The organism is Shewanella sp. FJAT-52076, from assembly GCF_019457455.1.
GTDB lineage: Bacteria > Pseudomonadota > Gammaproteobacteria > Enterobacterales > Shewanellaceae > Shewanella > Shewanella zhangzhouensis.
The window spans coordinates 3174651-3193622 of sequence record NZ_CP080415.1 but is presented as its reverse complement, the minus strand read 5'-3'; the positions used below and the strand labels follow the sequence as shown (position 1 = coordinate 3193622).

The window sequence follows — 18972 nt, the reverse complement described above, 5'->3', positions numbered from 1 at the left end:
TTAATCGGGGTTAATCAAGTATAGCCAATGACGCCGCCGTGCAAGGGGCACAAAAAAGCCGGGCAAGAGCCCGGCTTTTGATGGCAGTCGACTATCAGTCGGCGTCGCCCAGAGACAGCAATGTCGCATTACCACCGATGGCGGTAATGTTGTTGGTGCGGGTCTTCTCGGTCACAAAACGGGTCAGGTAGTGTGGACCACCGGCTTTTGGACCTGTGCCGGACAGGCCCTGACCACCGAATGGCTGCACGCCAACCACGGCGCCGATTTGGTTACGGTTGATATACACGTTACCCACGTTCACCTTGTCGGCCACTTCCAGGGCATGGCCCTCGTTGCGGCTGTGGATACCCAGGGTCAGACCGAAACCGGTAGAGTTGATGTCATCGATAACCTTCTGCAGGTCGGCAGCCTTGTAACGCACCACGTGCAGGATAGGACCGAAGTTTTCTTTGGTCAGTACCTTGATGGAGTCGATTTCCACCGCGGTTGGCGCCACGAAGTGACCGTTTTCGGTACCTTCCGGCAGGCTCAGTTGGTGAATGAGACGACCCACCTGCTTGATATGGTCGATGTGGGCATTCAGATTGGCCTTGGCGGCGGCATCAATCACAGGGCCCACGTCGGTTTTCACCGAACCTGGGTTACCCAGAGTCAGTTCATCCATGGCACCCTTGAGCACGTCCAGTACGCGCTCTGCGATGTCTTCCTGCAAATAGAGCACCCGCAGGGCGGAGCAGCGCTGACCGGCGCTGGTAAAGGCGGAGGACACCACATCGTTTACCACCTGCTCAGGCTGGCTGGTGGAATCCACCACCATGGCGTTCTGACCACCGGTTTCGGCAATCAGCGGGATGATGGCGCCATCACGACCGGCCAGGGCACGGTTGATGACCTTGGCAGTGGTGGTAGAACCAGTAAAGCACACGCCGCCGATACGCTCATCTGAGGTCAGTTTGGCACCCACAAGGGCACCAGTGCCCGGCAGGAATTGTAGTACGTCTTTTGGAATACCGGCTTCATGGGCCAGCTGCACGGCGCGGAAACCAATCAGGCAGGTTTGCTCGGCTGGCTTGGCAATGACAGTGTTACCGGTTGCCAGTGCAGCGGCTACCTGACCGAGGAAGATGGCCAGTGGGAAGTTCCATGGGCTGATACACACGAACACACCACGACCCTGCAGGAACAGCTCGTTCAGCTCGCCTGTTGGGCCTGGCAGCAGCTCGGGCTTGCTCATCATCTTCTTGGCTTGCACCGCGTAGTAGCGGCAGAAGTCCACGGCTTCGCGCACTTCGTCGATACCGTCCTGGATGCTCTTACCGGCTTCGCGGGTACACAGGGCAATCAGCTCTTCGCGGTTTTCTTCCAGCAGATCCGCCAGTTTTTGCAGGGCATTGGCGCGGGTCTCTACGGGGGTACGGCACCAGCTGGCAAATGCCTTGTCGGCACCGGCAATGGCCTGTTCGATGGCCGTTTCGCTTGCGAAGGCAACCTGACCCACTTTCAGGGTGGTGTTGTAGGGGCTGACCTCGTCACGCACTTCACCCGACAGGGTCTCACCGTTGACCAGCGGGCCTGCGCTCCACTGGGTGTCCTTGAATTTCTCCAGAGCCGCGAAGAATGGCTCGGATTCGGAAATGATGTTCATATTGAGTCCCTTGGAATTTTTACGCTCAGCACCGAAGATATCGGCGGGCTTAACTATTTTGTTGTTTGCCAGGGTCTTGTAGCCTTGCAGGGTTTTCAGCGGATGGGTCACCAGCGACTCGATGGGCGTCTTGGGATCCACCAGTTTGTGTACAAATGAGGTGTTGGCGCCGTTTTCCAGCAGACGACGCACCAGGTAAGGCAGCAGATCTTTATGAGCGCCAATCGGGGCGTAGATGCGCACTGTGGGTACGGCCGCTTCTGCCAGCACAGTGTCATAGAGTTCCTGACCCATGCCGTGCAGGCGCTGGAATTCAAACTTGCGATCGCCCACCATGGCGGTGATGGCAGCGACAGTCTGGGCGTTGTGGCTGGCAAACTGCGGATAAATGACGCCGCGGGTCGCTTCAGACAGCAGGTAACGGGCACAGGCAAGGTATGACACATCGGTGGCAGCCTTGCGGGTAAACAGCGGATAGCCCGCTTCACCGGCCTGTTGGGCCCACTTGAGCTCGCTGTCCCAATAGGCGCCTTTCACCAGACGCAGTGGGATTTCATCGCCCTGTTCTTTGGCAAGGCGGGTCAGCCACATCAGCACTGGCAGGGCGCGCTTGGAGTAAGCCTGCACCACAATACCCAGCAAACCCCAACCCTTGGCGGCGTCAGACTGATACAGCTTCTTGAAGAGTTTCAGAGACAGCTCGAGACGGTCCACTTCTTCGGCATCAATCTGGATACCCACGTTAAGACGACGGGCCAGTTCGATAAGTTTGATCAGGGTGCCATACAGCTCGGTCATTACCCTGTCTTCATTGGCCACTTCGTAACGTGGGTGCAGGGCAGAGAGCTTGATGGAAATGGTGGGGCGTGGGGCTTCGCTCTCATCGAACTTGGCCGTACCCAGTGCCTGAATGGCATTGGCATAATCGCGATAATACTTGTCGGCATCCTTCATGGTCAGGGCGGCCTCGCCCAGCATGTCGTAGGAGTGGGTGTAACCCAGCTTGCGCTTTTCGGCGGCGTTTTTCAGGCCTTCTTCGATGGTGCGACCCAGTACGAACTGCTTGCCCATGATTTTCATGGCGGCGTACATGGCCTGACGGATAACAGGCTCACCCAGACGGTTTACCAGACGGCTCAGCAGATTACTCGGGGTGCCGTCGAGGTTTTTGTCGAGTTGGACGATTTTGCCTGTCAGCATCAAGCCCCAGGTGGAGGCGTTTACCAGCACAGAGTCGCTCTTGGACATGTGCTCATCCCACTTGGCACCGGACAGCTTGTCGGCAATCAGGGCGTCGGCGGTTTCGGCATCGGGAATACGCAGCAGGGCCTCGGCCAGGCACATGAGGATAATGCCTTCCTGGGTTTCCAGGGAGTACTGCTGCAGGAAGGCATCGATGCCCACCATTAAACCTTTCTTCTCGTATTGGCGAACCTTGGCCACCAGATCGTGGGCACGGCTGGTGATGCGCGCGATTTCTTCGTCGCTCGACGGAACCAGCGCAATCAGTTCTTTGAGGTAGGCTTCCTCATCAACGATGTAGTTTTGACTGATCAGACTGAACAATTCGTCGAGATTGGCGTTGTCGTAACGACCTGCCAGTACTTCACTCGCTTTGAACATAGTTATCTTTCCATCTGGGCCGGTTAAGGGGGTATCGGGCACGCTCGCTTGGGGTGGCCGACGCTCCGGCGGACGCCTTTATTTCATTTTGTATACAATTTGACGTCTCGGGCGCGCAAATTATACATGCAAAATGTGATCGGCGACACTGGATGGGGGAGGAATGTGAATATTGTTTGATTTAGATTGGGACAAGCGTGCGTAACGCCCAATTGACAAGGCCCGGGCGTTTTAAATCGACCGGGCCCTGATGATTTTCAACGGTGAATTTGACGGTTAATTCATCCAGCGGCCGGCGCGTTTACGCTGGGGTCTGGGCAGGTAAACCAGAATGACACCCACCAGAATACCGAGGGCGGCAATCAGGCCTCCCTCTTGCCACAGGCGGAAACGCTCGTTGTTCTTCAGGGACTGCATCTCAGATTCGGCTTGTTCTCTGGCGGCTTCGGCACTGTTCTTGTCTGCAGTGGCCGTTCTTACCAGTTCATCGGCCTTGGCAAGCTGCTCGCGCAGGCCGCGGATGGTGCCATCGGCATCCTTGAATTCTTCCCGCACGGCAGCCAGTTCGGCGCGATTGTCTTCCAGCGCTTGCTGAGCTTCTTCGAGCTGCTGCTTCAGGCTCTTGCCGCTGCTGAGCGCGTCGGTGCGAACCCAGCCCTCGCGGCCACGATGATCGACAATTTCTGAAAAGTCACCTGAGGTTTTACCGGTGAAAGACACCTGGGTGCCGGCATTGATGCTGCCCAGAATGCGGAACTCGTTGCCCGGGCCGTTATGCAGGTAGATGTAGATGTCGTCGGAAATATAGCGCGGCAGATTTTCAGCCATCAGGGCCGGGGAGAGGAGCAGGGCTCCGGCAAGAAACAAGGGTCTGAACACAGATTACATCCCATCAGCAAAAGTGTGCCACCATGCTAGGGATTTGGCGGCGCCAATGCAAGAGGGAAGTCTCGCGACTTCCCTCTTGTTTTTGGCTTGTTGTCAGTGGTTTAAGCTGTTTATTTGCTTATCCGCCGAATACACCCCAGATAATGTAGAAGAAGATGATGGACAAGCCGGCACCGGCAGGCAGGGTAACTACCCAGCTGACAACGATGTTACGTACCACGCCGATGTTAATGGCGGCGATACCACGGGCCATGCCCACACCCAATACTGCACCCACCAGAGTCTGGGTGGTAGAGATTGGCAAACCTGTACCTGAGGCTATAACCACGGTAGACGCGGCAGCCAGCTCGGCAGCGAAGCCGCGGCTTGGGGTCAGGTGAGTGATGTTTTTACCGATTGTTTGCATCACGCGCTTACCGAAAATCGCCAGACCAAACACGATACCGAAGGCGCCCAGAGGCAAAATCCACCATACCAGTGCAGACTTGGCAGCAATCTCACCACCGCTGTTTACCACAGATACTACGGCAGCCAGAGGGCCAATGGCGTTGGCTACGTCGTTTGAACCGTGGGCAAAGGCCATACAACACGCAGAAACCACCATCAGCACGGCAAACACTTTTTCCACGTTGGCAAACTGGGTATGACGGTCAGCTTTTTCAGCCATTTTCAGGCGGCCGATAAACATTTTACCTACGATGGCAACGGCGATACCGATAGCGATGGCCAGTGCGTAAGCTTCAAGGGCTGAGAAGTGCAGACCTACGTGCTTCAAGCCCTTCTTGATGGTCACCAGTGACATCACAAAACCGGCCAGTGCCATGTAAAACGGCACGTAACGCTTGGCGTTTTCCAGTGGATTGTCGGTGTTGAAAATCAGCTTCTGGGCACTCTGGAAAATCAGGAAGGCGATAAAGCCGGAGATGGCGGGGGTCACAATCCAGGAACCCACGATACCAGTCACTTTACCCCAGGCCACGGCGTCAGAGCCTACACCTACAGCGGCGAAGCCGATGATGGCGCCCACGATAGAGTGAGTAGTAGACACGGGCCAGCCCAGAGCAGAAGCCACCACCAACCAAATACCGGCGGCCAGCAAGGCTGAGATCATACCGTATACCAACAGGTGCGGTACTTCGGTAAAGTAGCCGGCATCGATGATGCCGTTGCGTATGGTACTGGTTACTTCACCACCGGCCAGATAAGCACCGGCAAATTCGAAAATCATCGCAATGATGATCGCCTGTTTGATGGTAATGGCATTGGAGCCAACCGAGGTTCCCATGGCGTTGGCTACGTCATTGGCGCCAATACCCCAGGCCATCAGGAAACCGAATGCGGCCGCGATGGCAATCAGCCACGGGCCATAGGTGACAAATATATCAACCATTTTTTATAACCTTCGTTATACGCGAGCCAACATCAGCTCAAGGCGGGAACCGACACGCTCTGAGAGATCGGCCAAGTCGCCAACCCACTCGATGATCTTATAAAGGAACATCACATCAACGGCGCTCATGCCTTCTTCAACGGCATAGAGACCGCGGCGTACGGTGATTTGCAGTGCGTCAGTGTCTTCTTCGATGGCATCGAGCTCACTGACCATTTTTTCTACCAGGGCGACTTCACGACCACGGAAACCGGCTTCAAGCAGTTCGTCGAGTTCGTTGATAGCTTCTTTGGCCATGGCCACAGCGTCCAGACAACGCTTGAGGTAAGCCATAAAAGGTTCCTGGATAGGTGCAGGAATGACGAGGTTTCGGCCTATGATGCGGCCGGAGATGTCTTTTGTTTTATTGGCAATCTTATCTTGCTGGGTCAAAAGCTCCAGCAGGTCAGTCCGTTCCACAGGCATGAACAAACCGCCAGGCAGGGTCAAACGGATTTCACGCTTGAGGGCGTCCGCTTCTTTTTCTGCTTTGTTGATTTGTTTGCGAAGCTCTGTGGCTGTATCCCAATCTCCTGAAGTAGTGGCTTCAAAGAAAGGGATGAGGAAGTTGGCGCACTCGTGCACTTTATCGATGTGCTCTTGCAGCGGCTTGATTGGCGATTTTGCAAACACGCCCAAAATGGAGTTTACTGGCATAGCCGTTTACCTATGTAGGTTATTCCACTATTGGAAATTGCGGGCGCATGGTAACCCAAGCGTCCACGTATTGAAACTGTGTTTTTACCTAAAAAACGCAAGTCTTTATACTATCGGGTTATAACCTAACCCACGGCGCGCATCATACTGAAGAATTGTGACAACAGTATGACATTATGACGCTTAGGTGTCAGTTTGATGAATTTTTGATGAACTCCAGGGCCCTTTTCAATGGAAGCCGAGATAGAACTCAAGCTTTTTTTCCTTCCCGAATATAAAGATAGCCTCATCCAGGCACTCAATAACAGATTTTCGCACAGTATCCGCGACGATGCTCAGTTGAGCAACGGATACTTTGATACCCCCGACATGCAATTGCGCCAGTGGGATATGGGCCTCAGGGTACGTGGCCGCAATGGCAAGCGCGAGCAAACTATCAAGACCGCCGGCAAGGTCGTCGGTGGTATTCATACCCGGCCCGAATATAACGTCGATATCGAGGCAGATACACCGGAACTGTCGCTGTTTCCGACGCATATTTGGCCGGAAGGCGCAGACTTGAAAGCCACCCAGACGCACCTGGCCTGTATTTTCAATACCGATTTCAGGCGTCTTACCTGGTTGGTGGAAGAGGGGAATACTCGTATCGAAATCGCTCTGGATCAGGGGCTGATTTGCGCTGCGGGTAAGGAAGAGCCCCTGTGTGAACTCGAATTTGAACTCATGGCCGGCGAGCCGATGGCTCTCCTCGAGTTGGCCTCAGAGCTCGCCAACACCATCCCGTTGCGGCTGGGCAAGGCCAGTAAGGCGCAGCGTGGCTACCGACTCGCGGGAATGGCATCCAAGGCGGCCCCTCAGGCGCTGGAAACTATTCCGATTGCCCCTGCTGCCAGCGCCGAGGAGGCCCTGACCACCTTACTTGAAACCGCCCTTGAGCGTTGGCAGTTGTTGGAAGATTTGCTGGGGCAATCTGTGGCCGATCCCAACGGCAGTGCCTCGCTTTGGTTAAGAATGCGCACCTGCATTGGGCTGCTCGAAGCCAGCTGCCGACAGTTTACTCTGTTAACGCCCGAGCTTGAGACAGCCTTCAACGACATTCGTCAGGCCATGGGGTTTGTGGACGAACTCATTGCACTCACCTTTATTGCTGAAAACCGGGATTCGTTGCTGGGGCGGCGCAAAGATGCACTGCATTGGCAGCAGGAGGCGCAGGCACGCCTTGGCGCTCAGGTATCGACCGAACGACTGCAAGCGCTTTGGCGCATGCCCGCATACGGCCAGGTGCAGTTGGCACTGGTTCGTCTGCTGATGTTACCAAAGCCCGTGGCTGAAAAAGGTCTTCGTCAGGTGGCCGATGCACTGCAGCAGGCGTCCTGGGAGACGATTCAGGGGTTGATGCCAGAGCCCGCTGCCCAAGGCGCAAGCGCCCGCGATTTTTTACGTTTGGGCAGTGCTCTGGATGAAGCGCTGCTGGTGGGGCTTGCCTATGGAGATCTGTACAGCAGCGATGCCAGGCGTCAGTACCGTGCGCCATGGCAAGACCTTCGCCGCGGCATAGATACCCTGAGAGCCTACCTGTTGCTGGGTGAGCTGGCAGGCCCAGTGGCAGAGATGCAGGAGTGGCTCGACGATAAGTCCTTAAGCCTGATGCATGCACTGGAGCAGAGCCATCGCTCGGCACTGGCCCAACCGCCATATTGGCAGAGCTGAAAGCCACAACATTGCTCTTTGCCTTAATGTCCCGATAAGGCGGGTGGCTTGTCTCAAGCACACCCATAAAAAACGCCCGAACTATTCGGGCGTTTTTTATGGGTAGCCGTAGCAGGGTATCGACAAAGACTCATTGCTCGGTTGTGTTGCCGTTGTCTGTGCTTTCCTTGGGTGCTGCCGCATCCCTGGCTTCTTTGAGTGCGTGTTTCAGGGCGGCCATTTCCCTCAGCATGGTGGCCTGGTTATCTTCCATGCGTTTGAGCGCAGCATCCAACTCATGGCGAATATTTTCTGCCTGGGCTTCCTGACGTTCTTCGTCGTCCGGTGCCACAAATACCGACGCCATATAACCCGAGATAATACCAAAAAAGCTCACACCGCAGACGATGACCATGGAGCCAACTATGTGCCCTGCGGTAGTAACAGGGTAATGATCGCCATACCCCACGGTAGAGATAGTCACCATGGCCCACCAGATGGCCTGCTCGGCGGTGAGTATGTTGGAACCCTCAGCTGGAGACTCCACCAGTAAAATAGCCACTGAAGACAGGGTCAGAATAGTCACCAGCGCCACCAAAAGGCTCGCCAGCGTTGCCTGACGTCTTTGCCTGAGGACCTGAGCCAAAAGGGAGCGGCTCATACGGATAAGACGGATAACCCGCAGAATTTGAAACAGACGGGCGAATCTGAGGGTTTCGATGGCCGGAATGCTGGCGACAAAGTCAATCCAGTGGTCCCGAATGAAGTGCCATTTATTGGCAGCTTTGAAAAGCCCTGTAAAAAAGTGCACCAGGAAGATGGTGCAAATGCTGGTGTCGATAAAAAACAGCAGTCGATAGGTTTCGGCATCGAGGCGACCAAAGGTCATCACCAGAACCACGATAACCGCCAGCAATGACAATAACATCATCGCCAGCTCTATCGGCTGTGGGCTTTTTATGCGCTTGACGTGCACATTTGTATGTTCTGGCATCTGACTCCCCCAAGTCCTGGATTTGGCTGTAACTCAGTCTTCAGAAACAAAATTGACCAGGTCTTCCAGTACCCGCTTTTTAATTTCAAGCTGACTGTCTGCACTCAATCCGTATTTTTCGGCCAGGCGAACATAGTCGTCAGGGCTCAGTGATACTGTGAGCCTGGGGCGGGTTGGCCGCTTGGCCACCGGCAGCCCCAGGATGGAGCGAATTTGATCCGATGGGCTGCGATTGGCATCCAGTGCGGCTTTGCGGATCTGGTACTGAAACTTTTCATCCAAATCGAAGGCAACCTGAGTCGCCTTGGCGGCCTTTTGGTTTTGCAGCCAGGTTTCCGGCAGCGGGTGTTTGGTCTTGGTCATGATGGGGTTCCTGGCCAGTACTCTCGAATAATCCCAAGGGGCTTTGTCAGGCCGACAAGCACGTCTGTCTCTCCACCTTCGTACACTTCCACTTCCACCGAATAAGTTTCGCTCGTATCTTCCAGCAGATAGCGCTCAAAGGGTTCACCCGTGGCGCCATTGGCATCCTGAGGCGGTTTCAGGCCACGGTAGTCTTCACGATGGAAATAGCCGAACTGGGCGAACACCACTTCATGGTATTGATTTGCAACCCATTGCTCAAGATGGGATGGGACCTGCTGCGTCGAGAGACTAGCTTTGCAATCTTCTTCAAAAATGTCGCTGAAGGCATCCAGGTCAAACAGGGTTTCCACGTCGCTGCGCTGTATCTTCAGGCTGAAGCACAGCGCTGGCTCATCGTCATCCACAAGGCTCATGTAGAGGGTATCGCCACCGGCCCCTTTGAGCTGCCATTCGGTTTCCTGACTGCGCTCAAACTCATAGGTATTGACCGCAATCACTTCCAACGACTGGCCGCGCAGTTGCTGCGGCAGGCCAAAGTCATTGTCCAGGCTGATAATGTCGCTTTTTTTCAGCTCTTTGGGGTGTTTGATGACTCTGGGAGGAACGGACTTGTCACCGAAGAGGCTTTTAAAAAAACTCATGTCAGAGCTCCGTGCGCGGATGAAGTGTATAACGGCTGGTACAGAACAAACACAAACACCCGGTGCCGTTTGGCCCGGGTGTTGTATGTATCGAGGCGATTAGCCTTTACGTGCCTTGAGCCTTTCAAGTACGGCATTGGCATCGCTCTTTTGCTCGCCGATACCGGCTTCAGCCAGTTTGGCAGCCAGTGACTTGTCACTGTTTTCGCTCTCGAGGGTTTCGGCGGCCTTCATACGGTCGTCAAACTGCTGCTGACGGGCCTTGATACGCTCCAGTGATTCTTTGGCATTCAGCAGCTTGGAGTTGCTGGAAGCAAAAGAGTCTGTGATGGAGGCGGTGGCCTTTTGCACGCTTTCGGTGGTTTTTACCATCGACAGTTGACGCTGATAATCGGCCAACTGACGCTCGGTTTTCTTCACCAGTTCTTTCAGCTTGGCGGCGTTATTGGAGAAGGCCTCGTTGGCGGATTGCTGTTCGGCCAGTTCCTGCTCCAGCTGGGCAATCTTCTCGGCCACTTCCAGAGCCAGTGCCTCATTGCCTTTTTCCAGCGCCTGGGTTGCGTAGCCTTCATGCTCACCAATGGTGCGCTTCAAGCGGTCAACTTCACGGGCCGCAGCCATTTCTTTGGCCATCACGTCGGTCAGGTCGCGCTTGGCTTTGGTCAGGTGTTTTTCGGCGTCGCGAATTTCCTGCTCAAAAATACGGGTCGAGTTAGCGTCGACAATGTTTTGGCCAATTTCGTTGGCACCACCGCGAAAGGCGGTCAGAATTTTGTTGAGAATGCCCATAATGCGCTCCTTAATTCAGGTAATCGGCCATTTCGGCGATAACTTCGAGACAGTTGTCTGACAGGACACTGAGCTCCTGTTCTATTTCAGCCATGCTGGACTTGAGCGACAGCGCGCCATACACCACATATTTGTCGTCGATTTTGGCAAACGCCGACAGTGGCATGGGGATGTTCAGTTCCAGCATGGTTTCAAACATCTCGGCACGGGTCTCGGTTTTGACTTCGTCTTCACCCCACAGGTAGCTGATGCAGAGCACCTGATTATCGGTAACCGACACAAAAATCGGGATCTCCTCCCGGCCTACGATATTGACCTGCAGTACCTCCACATCACCTTCGATGGGATAACAATCAAACCTGAAACCGGTCTGGCTGTTGTCACCCAGTCCATTGAGATGATTGGCGATAGCGTGGATATTCATAGTTGTCCTCTCTGACATAATATGTCTGTTGTTCAAGATAACACTGGGACATAATATGTCAAGCGTTATCTTGGTCGTTTTTCCGCCCCGTGTGTAGCCTGTTTTACGGCGTGAACTGTTTTAATGGTCTTCCCTGTTAAAACAAATTGATACCGCTCTCTTCCTGCCATGCTTCCTGATGATATTGATAAATCACCTGCGACCCGAAGCGGTTGATATCCACCGCCCCAGCCCGCTCTTCAAATCCCGGAGGAAAGGCAAAGGCACCGTTTATCATCTCTTTGCTGAGCCAGGTATGGGGGATGGGCTCTGCCGCCATGACTTTCGTTTTGGCGTTGCCCGACAGGGTGCCCAGGGTCCAGCCCCACTCACCGAAGCTGGGGACATTTTGGTGATAGCGGGCAATGTTGAATCCCGCCGACGCCAGGGTGTTACCCACACTCAGGAAGGCGCGTGTGGCATGCCAGGGCGAGGTGGATTGAATCGCAATGGCGCCGTCGTGGCTTAGCAGTTCTTTGAGTTTGCGGTAAAAGAGATCGGAATAGAGCTTGGAAAGATCCGGATGACTTGGGTCCGGTAAGTCCACTATCACCACATCAAAGTGACGGCCAGCTTCTATGAGCCTGTCTACGCCATTGAAGGCATCATCAAACATCAGCGTGAGTCTTGGGTCCTGCAGTGCCCCGGCATTCTGCGTCAGGAGCGTGTTGGACAGGCGTGGTGGCATATCGTCAGCCGGTGACTGAAACAGGCGAACCAGCTGTTCATCCAGGTCCATCAGTACCACTTCGTTGGGCTGCCACTGGAGCACATCCCGGGCGGCCATGCCGTCACCGCCACCGATAATCAGCACCCTGTCGTGTCTGGCTGCTGCCATCATAGCCGGCCACACCAAAAAGCCGTGATATATGGCTTCATCCTGTGTGGAAAACTGCAAACGACCATTCAGATACAGGGAATACACGGGGGGCGCCTTGCCCCTGAGTCTCTCGGTGAATACCAGTTGCTGAAAGCGGGTTGCCTGCGAGTAAATCACCCGGTCTTTGTAGAGCAGGTTATTGAAGTCCTGCTCCAGTGCCGGGCCTTTAAACGCCAGCAGCAGCAGGGCGAAGGACGCCAGAACATGCCCAAGCAATAGCCACATAAAGTGTCTGAGGCGAGTTCTGAAACGCAGAATAAAAGCCAAGCCTGCCAACAGATTCACGCTGGCGGTCAGGGCGGCGGCGAGCTGAATATCCATGGCCAGCATCAGACCCACCCAGATGGCAGCGCCAACCCCTGCACCCAGATAGTCGGCACCATAGATGGTGCCGGCATTGTGCAGCAGATGCTCATCGGAGAGTGCCTGGCGCACCCTGGCGATAAGCGGGATTTCCATACCGATTAACAGCCCAAGTAAGGTGCCCACCAGATAGGGCAGATACTGCATGAGCTGTTGTATCTGGCCCAGAAACCCGCCGGTTGGCAAGAGGTCCGGCGGCAGACCAAAGGTATCTGCCAATAGCTGTGGCAATCTTTGGGTGAGGCCAATGGCGGCGGCACAAAACAGCACGCTGGAGGCACCAAGCAGGGCTACTGTCAGCTCCAGCAATGCGAAACCGGCAAAAGGATTGCGGATAGCCCGGGCAGCGAAGGCACCGGCCCCCATGGCCACAATCATCAGGCCAATCATGGTGTAGATGGCGGCTTCCATGGCACCGAGAATTCGCCCGGCGTAGTGGCTGAGCAGATACTCGTAAATAAGGCCACACCCGGCCAAAAGCGCCATGATCCCCAATAGCAGAGCATCATCCAGGCGGCCGAGGTGTTTGGCCTGGGTTAGCGGCCGAGGCAGGTCCTGTGCCAGCGCCATGGCTTAGGCCATCAATCCGGTGAGAATAAGAGCAATGGCGATACTGATGGCAACCTCTACTGACGCTAGGCCCACATTATGTTGGCGCTCGATTTCATCGGCGAGGTCAATTCGGGCCAGCACCAGCAGTTTGACCAGCTTCAGCAGCAGCGAGAGTGCCAGCAGCATCACCAGCGAGAAACACAGCCAGCCGAGGAGGTTGGTTACATAGGCCGTTGGCGAGAACAGGATAAAGTGGCTTGCGGCATTGAAGGTTAATGCCATGGCCAACATGTGCCCTGCGTGGCGAATGGCCAGGGCAGTATGGCCTTTGGCAAGGGCTTCCTGCATACAGGCGCCCTGATTACGGGTGCTGTAGCGGTTTTCGCGAAGCCGTGTCAGCAGGACCAGCATCAATTGCGACACCACAAAGGCGGTGCCTATGGCAATAAAGGTATTGATGGTTAAGTCTTCAACCCACAGTAGACTGGCGCGAATGATAATGGCCGTGGCCACAGCCGCAGCGGCGTCCACCAGTGCCACCGACAAGTTGCCTTTGAGTATTTGAGCATTTTTGTCGATGTTGTTGAGGGCGATTTTATCGTGCATTACCCGGCCGACTTTAATCAGCAGCATACCAAACAGACCATAGGCGCTCATGCCGATGGCTTCTGTGAGGTAATCGGGTGCTGCAGCACCCGTGATAGCGCCCGTGAGCACAATGCCCAATGCCAGCACGGCGCCGGCAGTGCTGATACCAAAGGCGGCGTTGTCTTTTTCCGCCAGCTCATGGCTACTGTTGACCTTGACGCTCCACCCCTGCAGATAACGCATGGCAGTGAGCAGCAGCACGGCGATGGTGAGGTCGATGGCCAGGATCAGCAACAGTTCTTGTGTCAGGCCATAGTCTTGTAACAGTGTCATCATCAGATCCTTAATTTCTGGGCTCACTTGCCACGTCGGGTGCTGCGGCTGGTGCGGGTTTTGGCATCGCGAAAACTGCTGTCCTTGGCATAGTTGGAGCGGAATTTCTGTTTTTCGGTACGGGCCTTGGCGGCCTGAGCCACACTGGGTGCCTGTTGGCTCTGTCGCGATAGGCCACTGGCACCGCTGCGGGTTTTGGCATAGGGGCTATCAAACCGTTTGCCCTGGCTGTCGAAGCGCTTTTTCGCCTGGGTAAACACCTGCTGCTGGCGCGCCAAATCCCTTGGGGAGCTGTATCGATAACGGCCCACATCGTTGTAATAGCTGTAGTGACGACGACCTGACCAGGTATCGTAGTAAACAGGTCGGTGGAACAGGTTGGAGAACATGGCGTACATGCCATACCAGGCCCAGAATGAAGTGCCGTCGCTACCGGTTTGCCATTGACCATAAGTGGGGTTGCCGACGAGCTGACTGCCCGGTCCGAAGTCTTCGCCATTGGCGGCAAGCTCGGCTTCGCGGCTGATGGCATTCATCCGCGGCAGGGTGCCGCCAGACATGTCCGCCAGTGCATTGAGGGGGTCTGACAGCATATCGTTATAAAGAATAGGGTCGGCCGCCTGATAGAGGTTTTCCAGCTCCGCAAGGCGCATGTCTTCATCGACAAAGTTGACCGGCGCGAGGGCGTCGCTGCGGCGTCTGACCAGGCTTTGATACAGGGGACCCCGGGCTGCATCCTGGGACAGGGCGTCAATGATGGGCGCCAAGGACGCATCCTGAGTCTTCAGCCGCTCGGCATATTGGGCAATCAGGGTCGCGTTGCGGATTTCCCCCTTATCCAGCATGCCACCGAGGGTGTTGATACGGCTCTCGGTGAGTGTGAGGTATTTTTCGATTTCCTTTGCCTGCTGGGCCGCGCCATCGTCGCCGCAGCCTCCCAGGCCAAGCATCAGCATCACAGCTCCCAGCGGGAGAAAGATGCGTTTTAGCCATCCTGCCATTTTCACTCCGTTGATCCCTGCACCGCAGGCGAACGCCTTGGGCAGTGCATTAAAAAATTCAGGGAATATTATCGGGTTAACCCGTAGGTCATCCCCAGAGGTTTATAGTAACCTTATCCGGGTATCGGCGTCTTGCCCCCGGGATGCGGGAATGCAGACCCACTACCTATATCATTCTCGACATAATATGTCGATACTCGGTTGTCAGGGAACACTATGTCGCAGCAACTTCAGGCAGAAATACCGAAAGAAATCAAAGAAAAAGGCAGCCTGTGGCTGGCATCTCTGGAGGCGCACCATCCTGAGTCTCTGATTGGGCTCGACTCGGTGCAGCGCCTGGAACTGGAACAGGTTGCCGGGCTGAGCGATTTTATTGCCAGAGAGCTGTCGCGCCATCCCGAGCGCATCGGTCAGCTCTTTGATGGTCTGCTGGACAAGGTCGACAGAAGTGCATTTGACCGGGAGCTGCATCAGGCGCTGGCGTCTGTCACGGCCGAAGAGGAGGCCAAGGCCGTACTGAGGCGTTATCGCAACTTTCAGATGGCGCGTCTGGCCTGGCGCGACTTTACCGGTAAGGTGCCGCTCGGTGAGTCACTGCTGGATATTTCTTCCCTTGCCGAAGCCCTGATTATTGCGGGCCGGGATTGGCTCTACCGGGAAATGTGCCAAAGCCTCGGCATTCCCACGGATGCGGATGGTCGCCCTCAGCCCCTGATGATCCTGGGGATGGGTAAACTGGGGGGCCGTGAGCTGAATTTCTCCTCTGACATCGACCTGATTTTTACTTTCCCCGAGCACGGCGAAACCCAGGGTGGGCGCAAATCGCTGGATAACCAGCAGTTTTTTATCCGCATGGGACAGCGACTGGTGAATCTCCTGTCTCAGGTCACGGTCGATGGTTTTGTGTTCCGGGTAGATATGCGCCTGCGCCCCTACGGGGAGAGCGGCCCTTTGGTGGTCAGTTTCAGTGCACTGGAAGACTATTATCAGGAGCAGGGCCGTGACTGGGAGCGCTACGCCATGGTCAAGGCCCGGGCGCTGGGCCCCTGGAGCGGCTACAGCGATGAGCTGCACAGTTTGCTGCGCCCCTTTGTTTACCGCCGTTATATCGATTTTTCGGCGATAGAATCGCTGCGCCGTATGAAGCAGCTTATCGCCCAGGAAGTGAGACGCCGTCACCTGACCGACAACATCAAATTGGGCGCCGGCGGTATCCGTGAAGTCGAGTTCGTGGTGCAAAGCTTTCAGCTTATTCGGGGCGGGCGTGAACCCAGCCTGCGCACCCAGAGTCTCTTTGGTGCCATAGATACCCTGTACAGCCTGGGCCAACTGGAATACCTGGCAGTGGATGAGCTGAAAAACGCCTATGTGCTGCTCAGAAGGGTTGAAAACCTGCTTCAGGCCATCGACGACAAACAAACCCAAACCCTGCCGGATAACCCGTTGGATTGGCAGCGATTGTGCTGTGCCTTGGAAATGGCCAATGAGTTTGACCTGCGCGCCCATATCGAAGCGGCCATGGGCAAAATTCACCGTCACTTTCGCGCCACAGTGGGCGGCGAAGAAGCCGAAGACAATCACGAGCACTGGACCTGGCAGTTCTGGAATGTGCAGGAAGACGACCATGCCGAAGCGCTGCTGAAAGATCAGCACATCGACGATCCGGCACTCTGGCCTTTGCTGCAGGGCTGGCGTGAAACCATGTCGCGCCGTCCCATAGGTCCCAGAGGGCGGGAAACTCTCGATCGTCTGATGCCCAAGCTGTTGGGGGAACTGGTGTCCATGCCCACGCCATCGGCGGCTTTTGCCCCTGTTTTTAATGTGGTTGAACAGGTACTGACACGTACCACCTATCTGGAGCTCCTGTGTGAAAACCCGGGCGCCAGAGCTCAGTTGGTCAGCCTATGCTGTGCCAGCCCCTGGATTGCCGATCAGCTGGCCAAGTTTCCCATGCTGCTGGATGAACTTATCGATCCTGCCGCCCTCTATGACATCACTTCCCTTGACGACTATGGCAGTGAGCTGCGTCAGTATTTGCTGCGGGTGCCCGAAGATGACATGGAGCAGCAAATGGAAGCCCTGCGTCAGTTCAAGCTGACCCAGCAACTCAAGATTGCCGCCGCAGACGTCACCGGGGTACTCCCTATTATGCAGGTCAGCGACCATCTGACCTTCCTCGCCGAAGCCATCATCGAACAGGTGGTGCATCAGGCATGGGGGCAGGTTGCAGCCCGTCATGGGGTTCCGTCGCATCTCGAGCCCGGGCAGATGGGCTTTGCCGTGATTGCCTACGGCAAACTCGGCGGTATTGAGCTCGGTTATGGCTCCGATTTGGATTTGGTGTTTTTGCACAATCATCAGGGCACAGGGCTCACCACCGGCGAGCGGCAAATCGAAACCAGCCATTTCTATCTCAAACTCGCTCAGCGCATTTTGCACCTCTTCTCCACCCGCACCACCTCAGGGGAACTCTATGAAGTGGATATGCGGCTGCGCCCCTCAGGAGCGTCGGGTTTGCTGGTGAGTGAGATAGAACGCTTTGGCGAATATCAGCAGCAGGAAGCCTGGACTTGGGAACATCAGGCGCTGGTGCGGTCACGCTTTGTGTTTGGTGATAACCAGTTGGCGGCCCGCTTCAGCGAGATCCGCGCCGAGGTGCTTGGCAAGGTACGGGATCCTGCCGTGCTCAAGGGTGAGGTTAAAGCCATGCGTACCAAGATGCGTGAGCACCTGCTGAAAGTGGACGAGGGCATGTTCGATTTGAAGCAGAGCCCGGGTGGCATCACGGATATTGAGTTTATTGCCCAGTATCTGGTATTGGCGGGTAGCGCAGAGTTCGAGGATTTGACCGTATGGTCTGATAACGTGCGGATTTTCCAGACGGCCGCCGAGCTCGACATACTGCCCTTGCCTGTGGCGCAGCAGCTGATTGCCGCTTACTGTACTTTGCGGGATGAAAACCACAGGCTGACGCTGCAGCGTGAGGCCGGTCAGTTACCGGCCATCGCCGTTGCCGAGCACAGCGAGCGGGTGTGTGCCATCTACGCCGATGTACTGGGGGATGACAGTGATGAACTGCCAGTGGAGAGCCGGGCGCAATAAGCACCGATTTCATCTGCCAGGTACTGCAGTTCAGCCCCCGGTGAGCTGGCAAGGTGCAGCGCCAGCTCCATGGCGGTTGCCCGGGGTAGCGATGCTATCTCTTTATGTTCCCCGGCCCGGATAAAACGGCTGGGTAACAGGCTGACCCCCATCCCGGCGGCCACGGCGCACAGCACACCTTCGAGGGAATTGCTGCTGTACACCAGTCGCCAGGGAATGCCAGCTTCATCCAGCAGCTGGGCCATTTCGTTGCGATACAGGCCCCCCGCCGGAAAGGCAACCAGGGGCAGTGGCTCTCCCGCTTTCACAGCCTGCCAGTTTGCGGCGGCAAGCCAGCTCAGCGCCTCTGGCCAACAGGCTTTGGCTGGGTGCTCTCCCTGGCGCTGTTTAATCAGCGCCAGCTCCACCATTCCTTCCTGAAATGCCTGATACAGTGGTTTACTCAGGCCCGATTGCACCTCGAGCTTTACGTTGGGATAGCGTGTCCTGAGTTTCATCAGGATGGGCATCAGGGCGTTTCCGGCAAAATCTTCTGCCACGGCGAGGCGCAGCAAGGGCGGCTGCTCAGGTGCCATGCCCGCCTCAGCCATCAGGGCCAATATTTGCCGGGCATAACCCAAAAGCCGCTCACCATCCACGGTGGGCATGGCGTAGCGCCCCTTACGGCTAAGTAACTCGCAGCGCAATTGCTGCTCAAGCCGTTTTACCTGTTGGCTCACGGTGGATTGGGTTAAATGGGTAGCGGCTGCGGCGCGGGTAAAGCTGCCGCTGTCGGCCACCGCCACAAAGGCCCGCAGCAGCACGGGATCCAGCAAGGCCTGTTGGGGGAATACCTGCTCAGTGCCGAGCGATGGGGATGACATAGTTAGGTTCCAGTGGCAAATCCACTGATGATTATTTCGTTATTTAATTTCTAAATCAAATTGCCGCATCCTAGACTGGGGGCACAATAACAAGACCCTCAAA

General features: G+C 55.7%; 15 protein-coding genes. 2 read left to right on the top strand and 13 right to left on the bottom strand.

Features of this window, described 5'->3' with window-relative positions; translation table 11 throughout:
- Positions 1 to 94 precede the first annotated feature (94 nt).
- The 4 genes from putA to K0H79_RS14005 form a co-directional block, all read right to left on the bottom strand.
- Positions 95 to 3271 (bottom strand): bifunctional proline dehydrogenase/L-glutamate gamma-semialdehyde dehydrogenase PutA, encoded by a 3177-nt coding sequence (putA, locus tag K0H79_RS14020; protein ID WP_220076214.1) that lies wholly within the window; start codon positions 3269 to 3271, stop codon positions 95 to 97.
- Between the two features lie 276 nt (positions 3272 to 3547).
- Positions 3548 to 4150 carry a TIGR04211 family SH3 domain-containing protein gene (locus K0H79_RS14015; RefSeq protein ID WP_220065346.1) on the bottom strand — a complete coding sequence of 201 codons (603 nt, stop codon included), beginning with the start codon at positions 4148 to 4150 and terminating at the stop codon, positions 3548 to 3550.
- Positions 4151 to 4277: 127 nt separating this feature from the next.
- The gene (locus tag K0H79_RS14010) at positions 4278 to 5549 is read right to left on the bottom strand and encodes an inorganic phosphate transporter (RefSeq protein WP_220065345.1); all 1272 of its coding nucleotides are present in this window, start codon (positions 5547 to 5549) and stop codon (positions 4278 to 4280) included.
- Between the two features lie 15 nt (positions 5550 to 5564).
- Positions 5565 to 6245, bottom strand: coding sequence for a TIGR00153 family protein (locus tag K0H79_RS14005; protein WP_220065344.1), 681 nt, complete (start codon positions 6243 to 6245; stop codon positions 5565 to 5567).
- Positions 6246 to 6476: 231 nt separating this feature from the next.
- On the opposite strand from K0H79_RS14005, the gene K0H79_RS14000 reads away from it, so the two are divergent.
- Positions 6477 to 7955 (top strand): inorganic triphosphatase, encoded by a 1479-nt coding sequence (locus tag K0H79_RS14000; RefSeq protein ID WP_220076213.1) that lies wholly within the window; start codon positions 6477 to 6479, stop codon positions 7953 to 7955.
- A 130-nt stretch (positions 7956 to 8085) separates the two neighbouring features.
- On the opposite strand, the gene K0H79_RS13995 is transcribed toward K0H79_RS14000, so the two are convergent.
- From K0H79_RS13995 to K0H79_RS13960, 8 genes are all read right to left on the bottom strand, one after another.
- On the bottom strand, positions 8086 to 8928 hold the full coding sequence (locus tag K0H79_RS13995) for an ion transporter (RefSeq protein ID WP_220065342.1): 843 nt from the start codon (positions 8926 to 8928) through the stop codon (positions 8086 to 8088).
- Between the two features lie 33 nt (positions 8929 to 8961).
- Complete coding sequence (locus K0H79_RS13990; RefSeq protein WP_220065341.1) at positions 8962 to 9291, bottom strand: hypothetical protein; 330 nt, start codon at positions 9289 to 9291, stop codon at positions 8962 to 8964.
- Positions 9288 to 9935, bottom strand: a complete 648-nt coding sequence (locus K0H79_RS13985; RefSeq protein WP_220076212.1) for a hypothetical protein — start codon at positions 9933 to 9935, stop codon at positions 9288 to 9290. The genes K0H79_RS13990 and K0H79_RS13985 overlap by 4 nt, the downstream gene beginning before the upstream one ends.
- 99 nt (positions 9936 to 10034) lie before the next feature.
- Positions 10035 to 10724: a PspA/IM30 family protein gene (locus K0H79_RS13980; protein ID WP_220065339.1), complete on the bottom strand. Its 690-nt coding sequence runs from the start codon at positions 10722 to 10724 to the stop codon at positions 10035 to 10037.
- A gap of 10 nt (positions 10725 to 10734) precedes the next feature.
- Positions 10735 to 11148 (bottom strand): YjfI family protein, encoded by a 414-nt coding sequence (locus tag K0H79_RS13975; RefSeq protein ID WP_011760775.1) that lies wholly within the window; start codon positions 11146 to 11148, stop codon positions 10735 to 10737.
- A gap of 136 nt (positions 11149 to 11284) precedes the next feature.
- Positions 11285 to 13000, bottom strand: coding sequence for a polyamine aminopropyltransferase (locus K0H79_RS13970; protein WP_220076211.1), 1716 nt, complete (start codon positions 12998 to 13000; stop codon positions 11285 to 11287).
- A gap of 3 nt (positions 13001 to 13003) precedes the next feature.
- Positions 13004 to 13903, bottom strand: coding sequence for a DUF350 domain-containing protein (locus K0H79_RS13965; RefSeq protein WP_220076210.1), 900 nt, complete (start codon positions 13901 to 13903; stop codon positions 13004 to 13006).
- 23 nt (positions 13904 to 13926) lie between these two features.
- Positions 13927 to 14904 (bottom strand): hypothetical protein, encoded by a 978-nt coding sequence (locus K0H79_RS13960; protein WP_220076209.1) that lies wholly within the window; start codon positions 14902 to 14904, stop codon positions 13927 to 13929.
- Positions 14905 to 15120: 216 nt separating this feature from the next.
- Here K0H79_RS13960 and glnE point away from each other — a divergent pair, with 216 nt between their 5' ends.
- Positions 15121 to 18006 carry a bifunctional [glutamate--ammonia ligase]-adenylyl-L-tyrosine phosphorylase/[glutamate--ammonia-ligase] adenylyltransferase gene (gene glnE, locus K0H79_RS13955; protein ID WP_220076208.1) on the top strand — a complete coding sequence of 962 codons (2886 nt, stop codon included), beginning with the start codon at positions 15121 to 15123 and terminating at the stop codon, positions 18004 to 18006.
- On the opposite strand, the gene K0H79_RS13950 is transcribed toward glnE, so the two are convergent.
- On the bottom strand, positions 17946 to 18869 hold the full coding sequence (locus tag K0H79_RS13950; RefSeq protein ID WP_220076207.1) for a LysR substrate-binding domain-containing protein: 924 nt from the start codon (positions 18867 to 18869) through the stop codon (positions 17946 to 17948). The genes glnE and K0H79_RS13950 overlap by 61 nt on opposite strands.
- Positions 18870 to 18972: the final 103 nt, after the last annotated feature.

Excerpts from the sequence above, each read along its gene's own strand:
- putA (WP_220076214.1), bottom strand. The coding sequence starts at position 3,271 with ATGTTCAAAGCGAGTGAAGTACTGGCAGGTCGTTACGACAACGCCAAT.
- K0H79_RS14010 (WP_220065345.1), bottom strand. The coding sequence starts at position 5,549 with ATGGTTGATATATTTGTCACCTATGGCCCGTGGCTGATTGCCATCGCG.
- K0H79_RS14005 (WP_220065344.1), bottom strand. The coding sequence starts at position 6,245 with ATGCCAGTAAACTCCATTTTGGGCGTGTTTGCAAAATCGCCAATCAAG.
- K0H79_RS14000 (WP_220076213.1), top strand. The coding sequence starts at position 6,477 with ATGGAAGCCGAGATAGAACTCAAGCTTTTTTTCCTTCCCGAATATAAA.
- K0H79_RS13995 (WP_220065342.1), bottom strand. The coding sequence starts at position 8,928 with ATGCCAGAACATACAAATGTGCACGTCAAGCGCATAAAAAGCCCACAG.
- K0H79_RS13990 (WP_220065341.1), bottom strand. The coding sequence starts at position 9,291 with ATGACCAAGACCAAACACCCGCTGCCGGAAACCTGGCTGCAAAACCAA.
- K0H79_RS13985 (WP_220076212.1), bottom strand. The coding sequence starts at position 9,935 with ATGAGTTTTTTTAAAAGCCTCTTCGGTGACAAGTCCGTTCCTCCCAGA.
- K0H79_RS13980 (WP_220065339.1), bottom strand. The coding sequence starts at position 10,724 with ATGGGCATTCTCAACAAAATTCTGACCGCCTTTCGCGGTGGTGCCAAC.
- K0H79_RS13975 (WP_011760775.1), bottom strand. The coding sequence starts at position 11,148 with ATGAATATCCACGCTATCGCCAATCATCTCAATGGACTGGGTGACAAC.
- K0H79_RS13970 (WP_220076211.1), bottom strand. The coding sequence starts at position 13,000 with ATGGCGCTGGCACAGGACCTGCCTCGGCCGCTAACCCAGGCCAAACAC.
- K0H79_RS13965 (WP_220076210.1), bottom strand. The coding sequence starts at position 13,903 with ATGACACTGTTACAAGACTATGGCCTGACACAAGAACTGTTGCTGATC.
- K0H79_RS13960 (WP_220076209.1), bottom strand. The coding sequence starts at position 14,904 with ATGGCAGGATGGCTAAAACGCATCTTTCTCCCGCTGGGAGCTGTGATG.
- glnE (WP_220076208.1), top strand. The coding sequence starts at position 15,121 with ATGTCGCAGCAACTTCAGGCAGAAATACCGAAAGAAATCAAAGAAAAA.
- K0H79_RS13950 (WP_220076207.1), bottom strand. The coding sequence starts at position 18,869 with ATGTCATCCCCATCGCTCGGCACTGAGCAGGTATTCCCCCAACAGGCC.